At 59.8% G+C, this 18,610-nt stretch carries 19 protein-coding genes and 1 tRNA gene; 8 read left to right on the top strand and 12 right to left on the bottom strand.

Annotation, left to right across the window (positions count from 1 at the left end):
- Positions 1-56 precede the first annotated feature (56 nt).
- From F5897_RS03670 to mvk, 6 genes are all read right to left on the bottom strand, one after another.
- A complete protein-coding gene (locus F5897_RS03670; protein WP_183304514.1) occupies positions 57-1,247 on the bottom strand; it encodes a hydroxymethylglutaryl-CoA synthase in 1,191 nt (396 codons plus the stop codon).
- On the bottom strand, positions 1,247-2,350 hold the full coding sequence (locus F5897_RS03665) for a hydroxymethylglutaryl-CoA reductase (RefSeq protein WP_183304513.1): 1,104 nt from the start codon (positions 2,348-2,350) through the stop codon (positions 1,247-1,249). Before F5897_RS03665 ends, F5897_RS03670 begins: the two co-directional genes overlap by 1 nt.
- Before the next feature lie 62 nt (positions 2,351-2,412).
- Entirely contained in the window at positions 2,413-3,495 is a 1,083-nt protein-coding gene (gene fni / locus F5897_RS03660) for a type 2 isopentenyl-diphosphate Delta-isomerase (protein ID WP_183304512.1), read from the bottom strand.
- 49 nt (positions 3,496-3,544) lie between these two features.
- A complete protein-coding gene (locus tag F5897_RS03655; RefSeq protein ID WP_183304511.1) occupies positions 3,545-4,750 on the bottom strand; it encodes a phosphomevalonate kinase in 1,206 nt (401 codons plus the stop codon).
- A 29-nt stretch (positions 4,751-4,779) separates the two neighbouring features.
- Positions 4,780-5,787: a diphosphomevalonate decarboxylase gene (mvaD, locus tag F5897_RS03650; RefSeq protein WP_183304510.1), complete on the bottom strand. Its 1,008-nt coding sequence runs from the start codon at positions 5,785-5,787 to the stop codon at positions 4,780-4,782.
- 10 nt (positions 5,788-5,797) lie between these two features.
- Positions 5,798-6,790 carry a mevalonate kinase gene (mvk, locus tag F5897_RS03645; RefSeq protein ID WP_183304509.1) on the bottom strand — a complete coding sequence of 331 codons (993 nt, stop codon included), beginning with the start codon at positions 6,788-6,790 and terminating at the stop codon, positions 5,798-5,800.
- A gap of 303 nt (positions 6,791-7,093) precedes the next feature.
- On the opposite strand from mvk, the gene F5897_RS03640 reads away from it, so the two are divergent.
- The 3 genes from F5897_RS03640 (at position 7,094) to F5897_RS03630 (ending at position 9,185) form a co-directional block, all read left to right on the top strand.
- A complete protein-coding gene (locus F5897_RS03640; RefSeq protein WP_183304508.1) occupies positions 7,094-8,410 on the top strand; it encodes an LCP family protein in 1,317 nt (438 codons plus the stop codon).
- Between the two features lie 323 nt (positions 8,411-8,733).
- Entirely contained in the window at positions 8,734-9,021 is a 288-nt protein-coding gene (locus F5897_RS03635) for a hypothetical protein (protein WP_124824756.1), read from the top strand.
- Between the two features lie 72 nt (positions 9,022-9,093).
- Positions 9,094-9,185 (top strand) — tRNA-Ser (locus F5897_RS03630).
- 98 nt (positions 9,186-9,283) lie between these two features.
- On the opposite strand, the gene F5897_RS03625 is transcribed toward F5897_RS03630, so the two are convergent.
- The 5 genes from F5897_RS03625 to F5897_RS03605 form a co-directional block, all read right to left on the bottom strand.
- Entirely contained in the window at positions 9,284-9,556 is a 273-nt protein-coding gene (locus tag F5897_RS03625; RefSeq protein ID WP_183304507.1) for a type II toxin-antitoxin system RelE family toxin, read from the bottom strand.
- Positions 9,553-9,768 (bottom strand): type II toxin-antitoxin system RelB family antitoxin, encoded by a 216-nt coding sequence (gene relB, locus F5897_RS03620; protein ID WP_124824754.1) that lies wholly within the window; start codon positions 9,766-9,768, stop codon positions 9,553-9,555. The genes F5897_RS03625 and relB overlap by 4 nt, the downstream gene beginning before the upstream one ends.
- Before the next feature lie 207 nt (positions 9,769-9,975).
- Positions 9,976-10,347: a hypothetical protein gene (locus tag F5897_RS03615; RefSeq protein WP_183304506.1), complete on the bottom strand. Its 372-nt coding sequence runs from the start codon at positions 10,345-10,347 to the stop codon at positions 9,976-9,978.
- The gene (locus F5897_RS03610; protein ID WP_183304505.1) at positions 10,319-10,864 is read right to left on the bottom strand and encodes a DUF3887 domain-containing protein; all 546 of its coding nucleotides are present in this window, start codon (positions 10,862-10,864) and stop codon (positions 10,319-10,321) included. Before F5897_RS03610 ends, F5897_RS03615 begins: the two co-directional genes overlap by 29 nt.
- Before the next feature lie 134 nt (positions 10,865-10,998).
- Complete coding sequence (locus F5897_RS03605) at positions 10,999-12,306, bottom strand: DUF418 domain-containing protein (protein ID WP_183304504.1); 1,308 nt, start codon at positions 12,304-12,306, stop codon at positions 10,999-11,001.
- Positions 12,307-12,508: 202 nt separating this feature from the next.
- Between F5897_RS03605 and F5897_RS07925 the strand changes: the two genes are divergently transcribed.
- Together F5897_RS07925 and F5897_RS03600 are read left to right on the top strand one after the other, a co-directional pair.
- On the top strand, positions 12,509-12,643 hold the full coding sequence (locus F5897_RS07925; RefSeq protein WP_281375778.1) for a hypothetical protein: 135 nt from the start codon (positions 12,509-12,511) through the stop codon (positions 12,641-12,643).
- Positions 12,644-12,672: 29 nt separating this feature from the next.
- Positions 12,673-13,650, top strand: a complete 978-nt coding sequence (locus tag F5897_RS03600) for a tRNA pseudouridine synthase A (protein WP_183304503.1) — start codon at positions 12,673-12,675, stop codon at positions 13,648-13,650.
- A 62-nt stretch (positions 13,651-13,712) separates the two neighbouring features.
- Here F5897_RS03600 and F5897_RS03595 read toward each other — a convergent pair whose 3' ends face one another.
- Positions 13,713-14,486 (bottom strand): HAD-IIA family hydrolase, encoded by a 774-nt coding sequence (locus tag F5897_RS03595; RefSeq protein WP_183304561.1) that lies wholly within the window; start codon positions 14,484-14,486, stop codon positions 13,713-13,715.
- A gap of 157 nt (positions 14,487-14,643) precedes the next feature.
- Here F5897_RS03595 and F5897_RS03590 point away from each other — a divergent pair, with 157 nt between their 5' ends.
- Genes F5897_RS03590 through serS form a run of 3 tightly spaced genes read left to right on the top strand, consistent with a single transcriptional unit; the run spans position 14,644 to position 18,601 of the window.
- A complete protein-coding gene (locus F5897_RS03590; protein ID WP_183304502.1) occupies positions 14,644-16,356 on the top strand; it encodes a phosphoglucomutase in 1,713 nt (570 codons plus the stop codon).
- Positions 16,357-16,359: 3 nt separating this feature from the next.
- The gene (pheA, locus tag F5897_RS03585) at positions 16,360-17,298 is read left to right on the top strand and encodes a prephenate dehydratase (RefSeq protein ID WP_183304501.1); all 939 of its coding nucleotides are present in this window, start codon (positions 16,360-16,362) and stop codon (positions 17,296-17,298) included.
- 37 nt (positions 17,299-17,335) lie between these two features.
- A complete protein-coding gene (gene serS / locus F5897_RS03580; protein WP_183304500.1) occupies positions 17,336-18,601 on the top strand; it encodes a serine--tRNA ligase in 1,266 nt (421 codons plus the stop codon).
- The last annotated feature ends 9 nt before the right edge of the window (positions 18,602-18,610 follow it).

The following is an 18,610-nucleotide window of genomic DNA, read 5'->3' as shown; positions in this document are numbered from 1 at the left end:
TCCCTCACTTCAATATCTCTGGCTAGCGCAGCACCGAGAAAACCCTACATCACCGATCAGCGCAGCACCGAAAATGCCCCTGTTGCCGCCTGCGGCTCGTTGTGCTGATAGTAGCGTGCCCCGTCGCGCACTCCCGCAAACCGGTAAGGCGCGCCCGTGACCCGCGGGTTAGTGTAATCCTGTTTGCTGCCGCGCTCGTGCGCCGCGTGCAGCCGGCGATACTCTGCGAAGCTGAGCTCTTCCCGGTCAGCGATAGCGGCCGCAATAATCTCTGGGTGCAGCAGCTTTTGGTAGCCCGGCTGCGGCACCATGGTGAAAAATTCGCCGGCTGCGCCAGAACCGTAGCTGTAAAGCCCGATCCGCTTCCCGGTGAGATCGAGGTCACTGTGCAACAGTGACAGCAGCCCCATATAAAGCGAAGCAGTGTAGGTGTTGCCAAGCTGCGGCGTGTAGCTAAGGCTCGGCTCCACCCGTTGCTCGTCAATCGCAGCGCCCGTGTGCTCTACTAACCGCCGATGCCCCTTGATCGCCATTTTGGTAAAAGGCTGATGGTGCACAAAATAGTCTATTTCCTCAATTGGGCTGCCGCCCTGCGCCAAATAATCTTCCCAAGCACCGGTGAAGGCCCCGAGGTAAGCATCTAGCGACCGGGCTCCGTCAACCATGGGTGTCGAAGAGTCATTCGGGCGCCAAAAGTCGTCAATGTGCGCAGACCACACGCCCGAGGCTGGCTCAATCTCCAGCAGTTGCGGATCCGCCCCTACCAGCATCGCCACCGCACCAGCTCCCTGGGTCGGCTCACCCGGGGTGTCAACCGCGTAGCGCGCCACATCGCTGGCAATCACCAGCACTCGCTCCTCAGGCTTACGCGCCACGATACCGAGCGCCATCTGCAGCGATGCGGTTGCCGAATAGCACGCCTGCTTGGTTTCGATAATTCGCATGTTGCTCGACAGTTCCAGCAGGGTCTGCACAAACAACCCCAGCGCTTTTGACTGGTCGATGCCGGTTTCGGTTGCCACAATCATGGTGCGAATCCCCTCACGACCGGTGCGCTGCAACAGGCGGTTAGCGGCGGTCGCAGCCAGGGTTACCGGATCTTCGTCAAGTGCTGGCATTGAGAAGGCCTCTTGCCGCAGCCCATACCGGTATTTGTTGGGGTCTACATTAAGCGCCGCAGCCAGGGTGTCGAGTTTTACTTGGAAATGGGTTGTCGCCATTTCCATATCAATAATTCCGAGCTTCATTAGCTGTTACCACCTCCTGCAGCTGCCGCCTCCTGGGGCGGGTTCTCATAGTTGCGGGTGTTAGTGCCCCGCCGCTCAATCGCGACGTGGGTTGCCATCAGCTCCCCGGGATTGGTTTGCGCCGCGAGCAGGCTGAGTTCGCCGCACAGCACAGTTGCCGCGGTAATAGCGGCGAGACGGCGGGCGTTATCGCCGGGTTCGCCAGGCTCCGCGCACCCCATCCGCGCCAGATTTTCTCCCACGTGGGGCAGGTGTTTACCGTTGCCAACTGTGCCCACAATCAAATGTGGAATAGTGCATGAGAAATAAAGTCCGTCTGGCCGCGCTTCGGCAAAAGTGATGCCCTGGGAGCCCTCCACAATGTTTGCTGCGTCCTGCCCGGTAGCCAAATATACCCCGAGCAGCATATTCGCATAGTGCGCATTCGCAGAACGTAATGAACCCGCAATTGTTGATCCAACCAGGTTTTTTCCGGTGCACAGCGCCACAATCGCCGCCGAGGTGGAACGCAGCCTCCTGACAACAACCTCCTCCGGCAAGAAAATTTCCGCAACCGCGCTCTTGCCGCGACCCAAAATACCGTTCACCGCTGACGGTTTTTTATCGGTGCAGTAGTTGCCAGAAATAGAGCCGTAACTCAGCCCTAAATCCCAGCTCAAAATCTCACTCATCAGGTTTTCAGCAGCGGCAGTTGCCATATTGTGCCCTGAAGCATCGCCGGTGCTAAACGCAAACCGAGTGAACAGCATATTGCCAACAACCTCGGGGTGAATCTCCAGCAGCTTCGCGAACCGGCTCTGCCCCGCAACCACGGCGGCGAGATCCACAAACCGCTCCTGAATCACCTTGCCAGCTTCAAACGCGACAGCAGCGTTAGGCGCGGTAAACATGGTGGATCGCGTCATCCGCTCCCCAGTTAGCGTCACCCTAATGCCCTCCGGAATTTCACGCGAGATGCTCGCGCCGCGGCCCACACTCGGCCACAGCGGAGTCTCGTAGGTTGCCAGCGGCACCTCCACTTCACCGTTTAAGACGTTGCCGGAAATCCGCAGCGGCCCGACCCAGCTGGTCGGAATCGGGGTGGTCAGCTCGAAAGCGCCCATGTTTCTCCTCTTACAATTTCCTGCAACGATACGGTGTCAGCCGCGCTGTGCGCCCGCAGACGCTAGCTCTCTGACCGCCGTGCATAGCCGGCCGGATCAATCGCTCGCAGCTGGCAGTATTCACGCACCCGGCCGCGCAACAGCACATCGGTGCTGGTGAGCTGCGAGGTGTTTGCGGCACCCAGCAGCGCATACAACTCACGCATACGGGATACCCACCATTTTAGTTGCTCCACAACTTTTTCGTGGTCTCCGGTTGCCGCCGCTGGCAAAAACGCGCCCGCAACCCCCACCGCACGCGCCCCGAGCGCGAGCAGTTTAACCGCGTCCAGCGGTGATTTCACGCCGCCAGATGCCAGCAGCTCCGGAAACTCCGGCGCGTCCAGCAAACTCACCACCGCCGACTGCCCAAAGCTGTTCAAATAGTGGTAGCTGTCACTGCGTCGCTCAGCCTCAATCTGCGCGAAGTTGGTGCCGCCCTTGCCGCTGACGTCGGCAATCTTGACCCCAATTTCGCTGAGCAGCTTGAGGGTTTTGCGGCTCAGCCCAAACCCCACCTCTTTCACTACCAGCGGCACCCCGTCGCGCTCCAGGGCGCTGGCGAGGTTCGCGAGGTTGTCGATCCACTCCCCAAAATCCCGATCGCCCTCCGGCATCACGGTTTCCTGCACGGTATTGATGTGGATCTGCAAGGCGTTTGCCTGTAACAACTCGACCGCGCGAAGCGCGTCGCTGACACTGCGGCCGGCCCCAATGTTCGCAAACACAAAACCCTCGGGGTTCAGCTCGCGCAGCACTTTAAAGCTCACCGCGGTTTCAGGCTGATCGAGCGCGACCCCGAGAGAGCCGGCAGCGAGCGCGGTTCCGGTTGCGGCAGCAGCTCGCGCTAAAGCGCTGTTAATCTGCAGTGCGGCGGCGGTGCCGCCAGTCATCGCGTTGATATAGAGCGGGTGCTGCCACTCAATGTCAGCCACCATGGTTTGCAACCGCACCTGCTCAAGATTGACTCCGCCGAGGGCGTGATGCAGAAACTCCACGTCGTCAAAATCCCGGTGTGTCTGGGCGCTGCCCTGCTGCTCAATCGCAAACCGGATGTGATCATCCTTACGATTTTGCGCGAGCGAAACGTTTGTGACGTTTTCCACCTGCGGCTCCCCTCTCTGCGGTATTTTCCGACGCTGTGACCCCAGTGAATCACTGCTGCTCGTGGTTATACACTTCTAAGTCTAAGTGTTTAATTTGAGCGCGCTCCCAGCCGGCGAGGATGCGCTCTCGCTGCGCCGCGTTCGTGACCAGAGCAAACCCGCAATCTCCGCCGCCAGCGCCGCTGCTCTTGCTGGCTGCGCCGGCCGCCGCAGCGGTTTCTCTGAGCGCCCGCAGCCGCACGGTTTCGATGGTGAATCCACCAGCGGCACTCAGCTGCCGCAGCGCACCCCCGGCGCACTCTACCGCCGCAGCAAGCTCCGCCACAACTGCTACATCCGCAGCACCAGCCTCACCCGCCACAACGTCGGTCGCACTGGCAGCACTAGCCCCAGCACCAGTCACCCCCGCCGCCTCCAGCTCCGCAGCAAAGCGCGCCACACAGGCGTTACTGCGCGCCACGAACTCCGGCCACAGCGGTGTCTGCCGCACCCGGGCAGCTTTCTCAAGCATCTCGTCGGTGAGCACCGGCGCGCCGGTCCACCCCACAACCAGCTCCACCCCCGGAACTGGTCGCAGCGGGGTCACCCCGCCAAACTCCCACAGCTCACTGGTGAGCGCCGCCTGTAAGCCTTGCTTGCGGTGGATCGCCGCTAGCGCCGCGCGGTCGGGGGCGTGGTAGCGGATCCACCCGCCAAAAATGCTCGCCGCAATATCGCCGCCAGAGCCGGCCGTGGAAATTGTGCAGCTTGCCAGCAAGGCCAGGCGATACTGCTGCTCCTGGGAGTATCCGAGCTGATAGAAGTCGGTGAGGGCGCGCACCACCGCGGCAACCACCGCGCCGGATGATCCGAGCCCGTATTTTTCGCCGTTTGCCGCCTGCAGATTGCTGCTGATTGCTATTGCGCAGTGTTGCGGGTCTTGCGGCAGCTCCGCCGCCGCCAGCTCCCGCGCCGGATCCTGCGCCGCATGCGATCCCGGAGTCGCAGCCCGCGCCTCGTGCATCACCGTCAGCGCCGCCGCTACATAGTCATACTCATGGTCCGCAATCACCACTCGGTCGCCGCACAGCTGCCACGGGCACGGCTGCGCGCCATAAACCGCATCTGTCACGGTGCTGCTGCCAGCAGCTGCGGGAAGCGGCGCAACCGTCACCGTGATGCCGCGATTCACCGCCACAATAATCGCCCCACCACCGGGCTCGGTGACCGCATATTCACCCGCGAGATAGAGCTTCCCGGGGGCAAAAACTCGCACCGCTCCTCGCGAGTTAGCCGGCACGCCGCTTAACCCTCGAAGCCTACAGGCAACGGCAACGCCTCAGTGATCAGATGTGAGCCCGGGCCCGGAGCCGCGATTGTAATTTTGCCGAACTCCCGCAGCGCGTTCGCCACCGCAGCAGCGTCTTCCGGGCGCGCAATCGCCACCACGTTTGGGCCGGCATCAGCGGTGCCGTAAGCCTCCACACCCTGCCGTCGCAGCTCAGCAATCCGGTCAAACGCGGCGTAAGATGCCGGCGCTAGATACCGCACCACTGGGCGGCTTGACTGAATCAGCGCGTGCATCCGGTAGGCGTGCGTCTCTGTAATCTCGCCGACCTTGGTGAAATCGTCAGCGGCACAGGCTGCAAGCATCTCCTGCAGAATCTCCTCGGTGCTGCTTGCCCAACTGCTCCAGAACGGCGAGGTGTCACGGGTCAGCTGCATCCCGAGCCGGCTAGAAACCAGTTTCGGGCCAGCGTTGATCTCGCAGATAATCATCCGCATATCCGGAGCACTCAGCTCTTCTGCGTAAGAGGTTTCGCTGTCGGTGCCGGCGTGCCACACCGCAAACTTGTCAATCACTGAGCGGGAGGCACTGCCTGAGCCCTGCCGTGCCAAAATGCTCAGCTCCCGGGTGTTAAGCTCCAGCCCGTAAGCGGCGGCAGCCGCGGTTGCCAGCGCCGCGAAACCGCTCGCCGAAGATGCCAGACCCGCCGCAGTCGGCGCATCATTGTGAGAAATCACGGTTGCGTGCTCGTCGCTGCCAGCGAGCCGCCGCACCAAATCTAAAAAGTCGCTGACCTGCGCGGCAGCCTTGCCCGCCACTAGCTCACCGCCGAGATAGAAGGCGTCAGCTGATCCACCCTTAATAACCGTGGTGGTGGTCGCAACCGTGTCGAGCGTCATCGACATGCTGCCCGCGACCGGCAGAATCAATTTTTCGTCGCGCTTGCCCCAGTATTTCACGAGCGCAATATTCGGGTGCGCCTTCGCGGTGAAGCGCGGTGTCTGTGCTGCCCAGTCGTGTGTCATCGGTGTGCTCCTATTCGGTTGCAGCGAGGGTCGAAACCCAGGTGTGGGTGGCGCCTGCTGCGGCGAGGGCGGCGGCTATCCGAGTGGCATCTGCCTGATCGTGCGCCAGCGCAATCACACAGCCTCCGAGCCCGCCTCCAGTCATTTTAGCGCCTAAAGCTCCGGCTTTCTCGGCAGCGTAAACCAGCCGATTCAGCTCCCCCGAGGTCACCCCCAGCTCATGCAGCACCCGGTGCGCCTGACTCAAAACGTGGCCGAGCTCCGCCAGCTCACCGGCGCCGAGCGCGGTTTCTGCCGCCGCGGTCAGCTCCGCCAGCTGCGCGATGAGGGAGTCAATCAGCTGCGTGTCGTTTTCGCGCATCGCCCGCACCCCGCCTACCGCCATCGAGGTTTTCCCGGGGGTGCCGGTGTCGGCTATCACCACAGTGACCTCGGTTTTGGTGCGCAAGGGTTTCGGCACCCCGGCGCGAAACAGCAGCGGAGTCAGCGCCGCAACCGCGTGCGCATCTAGCCCGGAAGAGGTGCCGTGCGCGACACGCTCCGCGTGCTGCACCAGGTTAAAACGCTCTAGCTCGGTGAGCTCTTTGCCCGACAGCGCCGCCGCTGCCCGCACAATCGCGGTTGACACCGCGGCCGACGATCCCAGCCCGCGCTCCACCGGAATCGGGCTGTCAATCTCCAGCGAAATCTTGCTCGCGTCAAGCTCAAACCATTTCGCGGCCTCGCGCAGCGCCGTCAACGGCGGCCGCAACCGGTTCGGCGCAGTTGCCACTGGTCCGTTATACACAGCGCTCTTAATCACCGGTTTGTCGCTGACGGTGAGCGTCACCCGCACTTCCAAATCGTGCAGCGGAAACGCAATCGCCGGCGCCCCGTAAACCACCGAGTGCTCCCCAATCAGAATCGATTTCCCGTGCGCGGTGCCGGTTCCGGTGCGCAGCGGCGGATGCGGCAGGCTGATAGCCGCGGTGTCAATCGTGATGGGTTCTGTGCGCTGATTCATAAATCCTGCTTTCTCAGAGCCTAATTTTACTAGTTGTGCCGCCTCACACCGGTTTAGCCGGCGCCCGGTGGCGGATCCACACCCCCGCTATCCTGATTTTTTGTGGTGTGGATCAGTCCGCCCCACCCCCGCACAGCCGCGCCCTGCACGGTGCCGCGCCCCAGCACACCAAGCTGTACTCAGCTGGGAGCGGTATTTTATAATTTAAGTAACGATTTTATGACGGCGCTGCCCGCGGGTGGCCGCACAGGTGTCATTCGGTGGGTTTTACTCGCCGCTATCGTGCCGCAACAGGAGGAATTTATGGCTCAACGTGCTGCGAAAGCTGCCGGGCGCAAAACCACGGTTCGCCATGGCAAGCTGCGTCGTTCCAGTGCGCTGGCTAATTTCGTAAAGACCCTGGTGGCGATGTTCACGGTTGCGGTGCTCAGCGGCATCTCTATCGCGGCTTACGCGCTGCTTGATCTCACCAATAACGTCACCTCGGTAAATATCGGCACCGCGCCGCGCGACGAAAATGAGAAGGCCAACGCCAATCAGATTGTTGGCGATATCAATATTTTGCTGGTGGGGTCTGACACCCGCCAGGGCCAGTCTCTCAATGACGGCGAAGAGGGCGAGCTTAACGACGTGACCCTGATGCTGCGCATTTCTGCAGATCACAAGCAGGCGACTGTGGTGAGTTTCCCCCGGGATATGGTTGTTGATGTGCCGAGCTGCCCGGGCCCTAATGGCGAGCCTGATTTCTACCCGGCGCAAGGCGAGCAGCAGTTTAATTCGACGCTGCAAAACGGGCTCGGTTGTGTGGTGCGCACAGTTGAAAATCTGACGGGTGCGAGCATCCCGCACGCTGGCATTATCACCTTTGACGGTGTGATTAACATGTCAAACGCGATTGGCGGCGTTGATGTGTGTTTGACACAGCCGATTTATGACCCCAACACAGATCTTGATTTGCCGGCGGGCGACGTCACCCTGGTGGGTGTTACCGCGCTGCAGTTCTTGCGCACCCGCTACGGGGTTGGCGACGGCGGCGATCAGAGCCGCATCAGCAACCAGCAGGTTTTCATGTCTGCGATGCTGCGCAAGATTAAGAGCGCGCAGACGCTGAGCGATCCGGGCAAGGTTTACGGTTTGGCGAAGGCCGCTGTGGAGAACATGATTCTGTCGCAGGATATGGCTTCGGTGCAGTTCATGCAGTCGTTTGCTTCAACCGTGAAAGATTTGGATCTGCAAAACGTTAATTTCCTGCAGTATCCGACGCTGGAGCACCCGTATGATCGCAACCGTTTGATTCCGGATCGCTATAACGGTGATTTGTTGATGACGCGGCTGCTGAATGACGAGCCGGTGCACGCGAACGCGGTGGGCGCGGCGGCGGTTGTTGCCGGGCAAGAGGGTGCGGCGGAGGCCGGTGCTGCCGGCGCCGAGGGCGCTGAGGGCAGCGCGGATGCAACCGGCGCACAGCAGCAGGCCGAGGGCGCTACCCCGGCAACCGGTGAGGCTGCAACCACCGAGCAGTTGGGCGGTGTTGCTGGTGCCGAGGCGGCGCCAGAGCCGAATAACATTCTGGGTCAGAACGCTGCCGAGGTGACCTGCTCTAGCGGCCGCACCCAGTAGCATCTGCTTGTCGCAGCTAGCGCAAAGCCCGGCTTAAAGTGCCTACTCCCGATGTTTGCGCGGAGCATCATCCTCTTCAGCGCGCGCTAACGCGATACAAGTTATCTTCGTCATGCATCATTAGTGCGCTGTAGCAAGATTTATACTCTCTGCAAAGTATAAAAAAGTATAAAAAAATTATTGTATGCAAGCACCCCGATGCCTTAAAAATTGCTACTGAATTAACCGCTGGATCCCCTTATCTCTTGCAGTTAATCGGCTATCACGCCTGGATTGAAGCAAAACACCCTGACCCCCACACAGAGATAGACTGCGAAACAATTTTGCGCGCGAAAACTGCTTTCATCTTAGACCGTGACGGGTTTTTTGATGGCCGGCTATCCCAAACCACCAAGAAAGAGTTGAAGTTCTTGCAAGCTATGGCTCAGATATCGTCTCCTTCTAAGCCAAGAAAAATGATTGCCGAAAAACTGCAAAGCAGCAGCAGAGCGCTTAGCGTCACCCGTGACAGTCTCATTAAGAAGGGCCTCGTTGAACAGTCTTTGCACGGTGAGCTCCGGTTCACAACGCCGGGATTTGGTGAATACATCAAGGATTACTATGACCTGTAAAGCACTCCTTGAAATTGCGTATTTAAAAGTTCTGCGCTAGTCTAGTAGTTGCGTCTCAAACTATAGACGCAAGGAGACGTGCCAGAGCGGCCGAATGGACTTCACTGCTAATGAAGGGTCCGGGTTAAACCGGACCGGGGGTTCAAATCCCCCCGTCTCCGCCAAAACCCCCGAAAAATCAAGGTTTTTCGGGGGTTTAGCTTTTCTCAAAAACGGCGCCAGTAAACATTCAGTAAACATTGCCGCTTACATGTCTTGAGTTCTAGCGATCATAGTTTTCGCGTCTGTGACCGACTTCAAGAACATGAATAGTGACAGTCTGATTTTCAATGAAACAAATGATTCGGTAATCGCCAACCCGGTATCGCCATTCGCCGCTGCGGCTACCCACCAAACTTTTCCCGATTGCGTATGGGTCGGTCGCTCCCTCAAGATTTTTTCGAATCCAAGTAATCAAAAGGTGTGCGTTAAATTTATCTAGCTTTGCTAACTGTTTAAGTGCTTTCTTAGAAAACTTAACCCGAAAAACACTCATAGACCGAGCATTTCTTCGACTTCATCAAGGGTGTACCGGGTGCCGTCATCCTCAGCGATTGCTTCGCGAAGAACGCGCAAATCATGGGCATCCTCGATTTTTTCAAAGATTGCGTCACGGATGAAGTCTGAAATACTTTTACCTTCAAAGTTGGCATATCGGCGCACCAGCTCGGCGTCTTGATCATTCACGCGAAGTGTCATTGTAGCCATTTCAAACCTCCTGAATACATAGTAATACGCGCATGCTCCTACGTCAATGGGTAAAACCCTAGAAGCGCACGCTCAAAGCGCCCGCAGGTTCGCGACTTCGAGTGAGCCCTAATGCGAGAAGCCAGCCTGAACACAGCACGGTCTCAGCGAAAAACCCCCGGAAAATCAAGGTTTCCGGGGGCTTAATCGTAGCCGCGGCTGCGGGGTCTAAACCCCGAGATCCTCAGCTTTGCGGCGCTTTCTATGCTTACCAAACATAATCACAGCAAACACGAAAAACGCGAGTGCCCAGATGGAGAGCAAGTACGGCTCAAAGAGGTTCATAAAGTGCAGTATTGCCGCCGCGAACACGCTTGCGAACGCGAAGCCAGGATGCCAAGAGATGCCCGGCCGCCCGAAAACCACCATCATAATAAACGAGCTGAGCGCAAATGCCAGACCGCTTAGTAATCCATGCACCAGGTTGTTCATCGCCAAGCTGAGGAACACTATCCAGCTGAGCCACACCGCCGCTGTTACGATGCTGCCTCTCACTGCCGAGCTGCCCCAGCTACCACGGTAATTCTGCGGAGTCGTCAAGATACACCACCAATCCTGTAATTTTGTGTGCGGAATTAAAACTGAACTGCCCGACGGGCTCGCCGGCAGCGTGCTGTAAGCGGAAAGTTAAAACTGCTCTGGTCGCGTGCTGCTCCAGCGCTGTGCGCTTAACCCCTTCGAACTCACCGCACTCATCAACAACGCTGGCCCACATCGTGGTGAGCCGGGTTTGCGACAGCAGCCTGCGGGTTGTGTAGGTCATCATGCTGTGTGCGGTTGCTGGATCACCGGACGCGAGCGCCGCAAAAAACTGTTGAGCGATTGCGGCAAGGCGAGCCTCAAGCACTGCGGCAGCCCCTGCTTCGTCGCGCGGCTTTAAGCGAGCGAAACGCTGCGCGGCGGCCTGCTTGGAAATGCCCATGGCTGCGCCTATCTGCTGCCATGTTGCTCCGGCTTCGCGGGCCTGCTGTGCGGCTGCTTCTAGCGCTTTGGTTGCAGCCTGCAGCTGCTGATCCGCGTGCACTATCGCACCCAGGAGCGGATCGTTATCATCCATAAATACCCCCTGTGATTCGTCAAGATTTCTTTACAAATCACAATACCGAGGCAATTGTGTTTTGTCAATTTTTCTTGACAAAACACAACACAAAGGTAGGGTGCGCGCTGCTACGAGCAGGTTTATGCTGCCGGCTATAACCGCTGTTGCGCTCGCCGCTCTGCGCGCCGCGCCTCACGCCGCACCGCATGCCGCTCACTGCGCTCCCCGATGGCAGTGTATGAGCGGTGCCACAGCTCCTCCACCGGGCCGCGCTGGAACTTCCGCAACCAGGCCCAGCTGAAGAGCAACAGCAGCCCCGCAATCAGCACGTAACAGCCCAGCACCCAGAAGGCAAATGCTTCGCCCTGAATTTTTGCTGCCACACCGAATCCCCAGTCATAAAAAATAATTGACGCGATAAGGTTTTGCAGAATATAGTTCGTTAAAGCCATCCGGCCAACCAGCGCAAAGGCTGTGCCGATCCGCCCCGTGCTACTCTTACCCGCAGCAGCGCGATGCACATAAATTCCCGCAACCAGCGCTAGTATCCCGAGCGCCACAATCGCACTCGTAACATAACGTGTAAAGCTCGCCGTAATCTCAGGGTGGGCGATCCGCAAATACCAGTCAAGCGGCAACCCCAGACCAAAAGCCCCCAGCAAAACCCACTTACGCAGTTTAGCCCCGCGCGGTTCGAAAATACCGGCACGAAACAGGTGCGCCCCGACAAGAAACAGCCCTATGCCCATAAAGAACATAATCGGAATCTCCGCGCGGCCCAACCAAAAATGCTCCAGCCGGCTTTGCACCTGCGCCACATATGAACCGGTATCCGTAAAGACCGGATCATCAGCAGCTATTGCGGTGCTTTCATCCTCTGCTCCATAATTTACCACCCACCAGGTAGCCAGCAATGCCCCGACCATCAGCGCCACATGCACCGCAACCCCGACAATCATCCAGATTTTTTGGGTTTTCGGATTGCGCGCGAGCACAGCCGCCACCACGAGCGCGGTTAAACCGTAACCCATCAGCACGTCGTACTCGAAAATAAAAATGTAATTGAGCAGACCATCAAGAATCAAAAGCGCTGCACGCCACGGGTAACGCCCTGGCCATTTGTCGCCCCGCCGCAGCGCCGACTGCCGCTGAATCTCCAGCCCGATACCAAACATAATCGTGAGCAGGCCGATAAATTTCCCATCAGTCAGCAGCGACAGCCCAAAATCGATACTGTTACCAACCTGCTGCAGCGGCGAAACAGCGACCTCAGTCTCTGCCGCAAGCCCCGCAAGCTGCGACTGCAGCGAAGTTTTAGACATCGCAGCAAGCCCCGCTCCGCCGTAGGCAAAGATCCAAATATTTGCCATCAAAGTGCCCAAAATCGCGATACCGCGCAGCACATCAAGTGCCGGCAACCGCCTGGTGTTTGTCGCAGTTTGCGCAATGTTTTCAGCCATATTTTCAGTATATTTTATGTGAACTGCTGCCGCTATCAGCCGCTGGTATGAAACAGCTTGGCTCTCACACTCCTCTCAGTTTCGCGCACCCTGCGGCCGGCGGTTGTGCGCACGGGACATCCGGGAAGCACGGCCCCGCTGCGGCGAATGCCACTATAGTAGAAACACCACCGCAACAGCCCCACCGCATAGGAGAACGTCGATGGCAGCACCTCTCTGGAGCCTCGTGAAGCAAGAGCGCTTAGAAATTTTGATGGCAATAACCGGCAGAAATCCGCGCCCCGGGGCACTCACCGGCCCGGGTCTGAGTAATCTACCAACGCTAAGCAACCAGTAACCTTACCAGCAGGCAAAACACCCGAGACTATGATTCGCATCAGATTAGATATCGCATACGACGGCACCGATTTTAAGGGCTGGGCCACCCAGCCGGGACTGCGCACGGTGCAGCAAGAAATCGAGACCGCGCTGAGCACCGTGCTGCGGCGGCCGGCAACGAATCCGGTGCAGCTGACGGTTGGTGGGCGCACCGACGCGGGGGTGCACGCTCGCGGCCAGGTTGCACACTGCGATATCACGGTGCCAGAGTTCGCGGCACTGTGCAAAGACACCAGCACCCCGGCAAATCGCGCGCGGCGGGTGAACGGGGTGCTACAGCGCCAAAACGCAAGCGATATTCTGATTGCTGACATCACGGAGGTGCCCGCCGAGTTTGATGCCCGTTTCGGAGCGCTGTGGCGGCGCTACGAGTATCGGGTTGCAGGTCCGGTGGTGGATCCGCTGGCGCGCCGTTTCACCGCCACCGCAAAGCGCACCCCGCAGCTTGAGCTGCTGCAGCAGGCAGCCGCAGAGCTGGTGGGGCTGCGTGATTTTGGAGCCTTTTGTAAGGCGCGAGAGGGCGCCACCACGATCCGCAATCTCACCGAATTTTCATGGCGTGCGGAGCATGACCTGGACCCGCGTAGCGGCACTGCCCCGGATACGGGCGCAAGCACAGAAGCGAGCGCGGGCGTGAGCGCGATTGCGGCAGTAAGCCCGGTGTGCGTCGCGCATATTCAGGCTGACGCTTTCTGCCACTCGATGGTGCGGGCGCTCATCGGCGCGTGCGTCGCGGTAGCAACCGGGCGCATCACGCTGCAGCGGCTGCGGGAGATTCGTGACGCGGCGGAACGCAGCAGCGAGTTTACGGTGATGCCAGCGCACGGGCTGAGCCTGGAGGAGATTGCTTACCCGGCAGCGAGTGAGCTTGCCGCGCGGGCAGCGCAAACTCGGGCTCGCCGCGACCCCGCGGAGGCGGCGCCAGAGGCCGCACAGACAGCAGCGCAAAACCGCGGCGGCGACTAGCCGCCGGCGCCACGGCGCAAACAGCGGCGCACGCTACGGCGCAGTTCGGGGGCGAGTAAGCCCTATTTCGACGGCAGCAGATCCGCCACCGACCCCAAAATCTCATTCGGGCGGAACGGGTAGCGCGCGATTTCGGCGTCATCAGAGATGCCGGTGCGCACCAGGATCGTGTGCAAACCCGCCTCCATTCCGGCAACGATGTCGGTGTCCATCCGGTCACCGATCATCGCGGTGTTCTCGGAGTGCGCGCCGATTTTATTCATCGCGCTGCGGAACATCATCGGGTTCGGCTTGCCCACCACATACGGCTCCTTGCCGGTCGCCTTCGTGATCAGCGCGTTCACCGCGCCGGTTGCCGGCAGCGGCCCCTCCGCGCTCGGACCAGTGGCGTCAGGGTTGGTTGAAATGAAGCGCGCACCGTTGTTAATCAGGCGAATCGCCTTAGTGAGCGCGTCAAAACTGTAGTTGCGGGTTTCGCCCACCACCACAAACTCGGGATTAGCCTCGGTCATAATAAAACCAGCATCGTGCAGCGCGGTCAGCAGCCCCGCCTCGCCAATCACATAAGCGGTGCTTGAGGGCGCCTGCGCCTTTAAAAACGCGGCGGTTGCGAGGGCGCTTGTCCAGATTCGCTCCTCCGGCACGTTAATGCCGCTCGCCGCGAGACGCGCGCTGAGATCACGGGCGGTGAAAATCGAGTTGTTGGTGAGCACCAGATACTCCTGACCGCTGTCTTGCCAGTGTTGCAGCAGCTCTGCCGCGCCCGGAATCGGCTGCTGTTCATGCACCAGCACCCCGTCCATGTCGGTCAACCAAAACTTCACTTTTTCTCGCATCTCATCTCCCTGCTTCACAACGTCCTCTTTTCTAGTTTCGAGCTTACTGCGCAAAGATGAACAAACAGTGCGAATTTCGCTAACTCTGGGTGCGCACTGCGGCACCATTTTTCTCCAGCTGCCCACTTTTTAAGCGATTCCTGGGAGAATAGAAATTATGAGTGAAAAAGCAGGCACTATCGCAACAGCAGCTGATTTGGTGGATCTCGCCGCCCTGAAGTCCGCCTACTATGAGCTGCGACCCGACACCGCAAACCCGGCGCACCTGGTCGCTTTCGGCACCTCCGGGCATCGCGGCTCTGCTTTTAACCACAGTTTCAACGAGGCACACATCATCGCCATCTGCATCGCGGTGGCGGAGTATCGCACCGCTCAGGGCTGGGCTGGGCCACTGTTTTTGGGCGCCGACACCCACCCCCTGTCAGAGTACGCGCTGGCTACCGCGAAGCGCATTTTGGCCGATGTTTGCGGACTCCACGTGGTGGCGAGCGCGGGCGACGAGTATGTGCCAACCCCCGCGCTGAGCCACGAGATTTTAAAGCACAACCAGCAGCTGCGCCGTGCCTCGGCTGCTGCCGGGCAGGAGTTTGATGAGGCGCAGTTGGCTGACGGCGTCATCATCACCCCGAGCCACAACCCGCCGCAGGATGGCGGCATCAAGTACAATCCGCCGCACGGCGGCCCGGCTGACAGCGACGCCACCGGGTGGATTCAAAACCGCGCCAATGAGCTGCTGCCAGAGCTCGCGGCGGTGGCTGATCCACACCCCGTAGCTGCTCAGCTTGCCGCGACCCTCCGCGACGGCGCGGCGGCGAGTTTGCCTGCGCGGGCCGGCAGCGTCAGCGAGCATGATTATGTGCGCTCCTATGTGGGTGATCTCGACGAGGTTATCAACATGCAGGCGATTCGCGATGCCGGGGTGCGGTTTGCAGCACACCCACTCGGCGGCGCGGCGGTCGCTTACTGGCACGAGATTGCGGCGCAGCACGGCCTTAATCTCACAGTTTTGGGGCCGGGCGTTGATAAGCAGTGGAGTTTTATGAGCCTTGACTGGGACGGCAAGATTCGCATGGATCCGTCTTCCCGGAACGCGATGCAGGCGGTGCTGCAGCTCAGCGGCGAGTTTCCGCTGGTGGTTGCGAATGATGCTGATGCGGATCGGCACGGCATTGTGTGCGACGGCGAGTTGATGAACCCAAACCATTTCTTGGCGGTAGCGATTGACTATCTGCTAACTCACCGGCCAGCGTGGCAGCAGCCTTTCAAGGTTGGCAAAACCATTGTTTCTAGCAGCATTATTGACCGCGTGGTACGCTCTCACGGTGCCGAGCTGCTGGAGGTGCCGGTAGGCTTCAAGTGGTTTGTGCCGGGGCTTTACAGCAGCACCGTAGTGTTTGGCGGCGAGGAGAGCGCAGGCGCAAGCCTGCTAACCCTTGACGGGCAGCCGTGGAGCACCGACAAAGACGGCATTGCGCTGTGTCTGTTGGCGGCGGAGATTTTTGCGGTAACCGGTAAAACCCCGCTGCAGCGGTATCGGGAGCTGACCGCGCTGCACGGCGATCCGGCCTACGGGCGGGTGGATGCGCCGGCGAACAGCGAGCAGAAAGCAAAGCTGCTGGCGCTGCAAGCCGCTGATGTCACCGTGGCGGAGCTTGCCGGGGAGGAAATCACGCAGGTGCTGACGCACGCTCCCGGCAATAATGCCGCGATTGGTGGTTTGGTGATTCGCACCGCCAACGCCTGGGCGGCGATTCGGCCGTCTGGCACCGAGGCAGTTATGAAGGTTTACGCCGAGTCGCTGCGCGGCGCGGCGCATCTGGAGCAGGTGCAACACGATGCGGCACGGCTGCTGCAAGAGCTTTTGGGGTGAGTTATGACCGCTGAAAAACCTCGCAAATACAGCTATCTGGGGCCTGCTGGGACGTTTACGGAGGCGGCGCTGCGGCAGGTGCCGGAGGCTGCCGGACAGGTGTGGCAGCCGGTTGTGAATGTGAGTCAGGCACTGCGCAATGTCACCACGGGTGTGAGCGACGCGGCGATGATTGCGATTGAGAACTCGATTGACGGCGGGGTTTCTGCGACGCAGGATGCGCTGGCGAGTTTCGGGAATTTGCAGATTTACGGCGAGTACCTGGTGCAGGTTGATTTTGTGCTGGTGTCACGACCGGAGGTGCAGCTGCGTGAGGTGACCACGATTGCGGCACACCCGGTGGCTTATGCGCAGTGCCGCAGCTGGTTGGAGCAGCATTTACCGGAGCACCAGCATATTCCGGCGAGCAGTAATGCGCAGGCAGCGGCTGATTTGTTTGCCGAGGGCACGGTTATTGACGCGGCTTTGGCGCCGCCGACGATTACCGAGCATTTTGAGCTCGCAGTGCACGGCTCGGAGCTAGTGGATAATCCTGGCGCGCAGACTCGCTTCGTGTTGGTTGGCAAACCCCGCCCCGCCGGGCAGCCGACCGGGCATGATAAAACCAGTTTGATTATTGACCTACCAGAGGAAAAAGCCGGCGCGCTGCTGACCCTGCTGGAGCAGTTCGCGGCGCGCGGGGTGAATCTGACGCAGATTGCCTCCCGCCCGATCGGGCACCACATGGGCAGCTATCGGTTCTTTATTGACGCGGAGGGTCATATTCGTGATGCCCGGCTGCGGCACGCGGTGATGGGCGTGAAACAGTACAGCCCCCGGGTGACTTTCTTGGGCAGTTATCCGCGAGCGGATCGCGTGCAGCCAAAGGTTGATCCAAACCATACCGATGCGGCTTTTGCCGACGCCGAAGCGTGGGTTGCTGGGCTGATTGCGGGTAATTAAGCAGCACGGCAGCCAGCGAGCGCGGTAAACTGGAACAGTGATTGATGTTACGCTGCTCCGCAATAACCCTGAAATTCTTGATGCGTCTCAAAAGGCGCGCGGTAATGATTCCGCGATTGTTGCCGCTGCCCGCGAGGCTGATAGCGCTTGGCGTGCCGCGCAGAACGAGTTTGAGTCGCTGCGCGCGGCGCAAAACCGCTTCAACGACCAGGTTAAAACCGCTTCTAAAGAGGAGCGCCCGGCGCTGATCTCGCAGGTGAAAGAGCTGGCTGCTGCGGTGAAAGCTGCGGCCGCGAAAGCCACCGCGCTAGAGCAGGAGGCGCAGGAGGCTGCCGCCAAAATTGAGAACGTGGTGCTGCCGGAGGTGCCGGCGGGCGGCGAAGAGAATTTTGTGACGCTGCGCACCCACGGCACGGTGCCGGAGTTTGATTTTGAGCCGCGCGATCACCTGGAGCTGGGTGAGCTTCTGGGCGCGATTGATATGCAGCGCGGCACTAAGGTTTCTGGTGCCCGCTTCTACTTCCTGCGCGGTGTTGGCGCGCAGCTAGAGCTGGCACTAATGAACATGGCGCTGCAGAAGGCGCTGGCAAACGGTTTTGTGCCGCTGATCACCCCGACCCTGGTGAAGCCAGAGATTATGCACGGCACCGGGTTCTTGGGTGAGCACGCGAGCGAGGTTTACCATCTTGCTGAGCAGGATCTGTATCTCACCGGCACCAGTGAGGTGGCGCTTGCGGGCTACCACGCCGATGAGATTCTTGACCTTGGCGCGGGTCCGCTGCGCTACGCGGGCTGGTCCACCTGCTATCGTTCAGAGGCGGGGTCGCACGGCAAAGACACCCGCGGCATTATTCGCGTGCACCAGTTCAACAAGCTGGAGATGTTTGTGTATGCGGATCCGGCCAACGCCGCGGCAGAACACGACCGGTTAGTGGCGTGGCAGGAGGAGATGCTGCAGGCTCTGGAACTGCACTACCGGGTGATTGATGTTGCCGCTGGCGATTTAGGTTCTAGCGCGGCACGGAAGTTTGATATCGAGGCGTGGGTGCCAACCCAGGGCACTTACAGGGAACTGACCAGCACCTCAAACTGCACAACCTATCAGGCGCGCCGCTTGAAAACCCGGTTCCGCGGCGATGACGGCAAGACGCAGCCGGTTGCGACGCTGAACGGCACTCTCGCGACCACCCGCTGGCTGGTGGCGCTGCTGGAGACGCACCAGCAGGCTGACGGCAGCGTGCGAGTACCGGAGGCGCTGCAGCCTTACCTGGGCGGCCTGACTGTGCTGCGGCCACAAGCGTAAAGTGTGTTG

This window comes from Canibacter oris (genome assembly GCF_014197205.1).
Taxonomy (GTDB): Bacteria; Actinomycetota; Actinomycetes; order Actinomycetales; family Microbacteriaceae; genus Canibacter; species Canibacter oris.
This window is presented reverse-complemented; position numbering and strand designations above follow the sequence as displayed.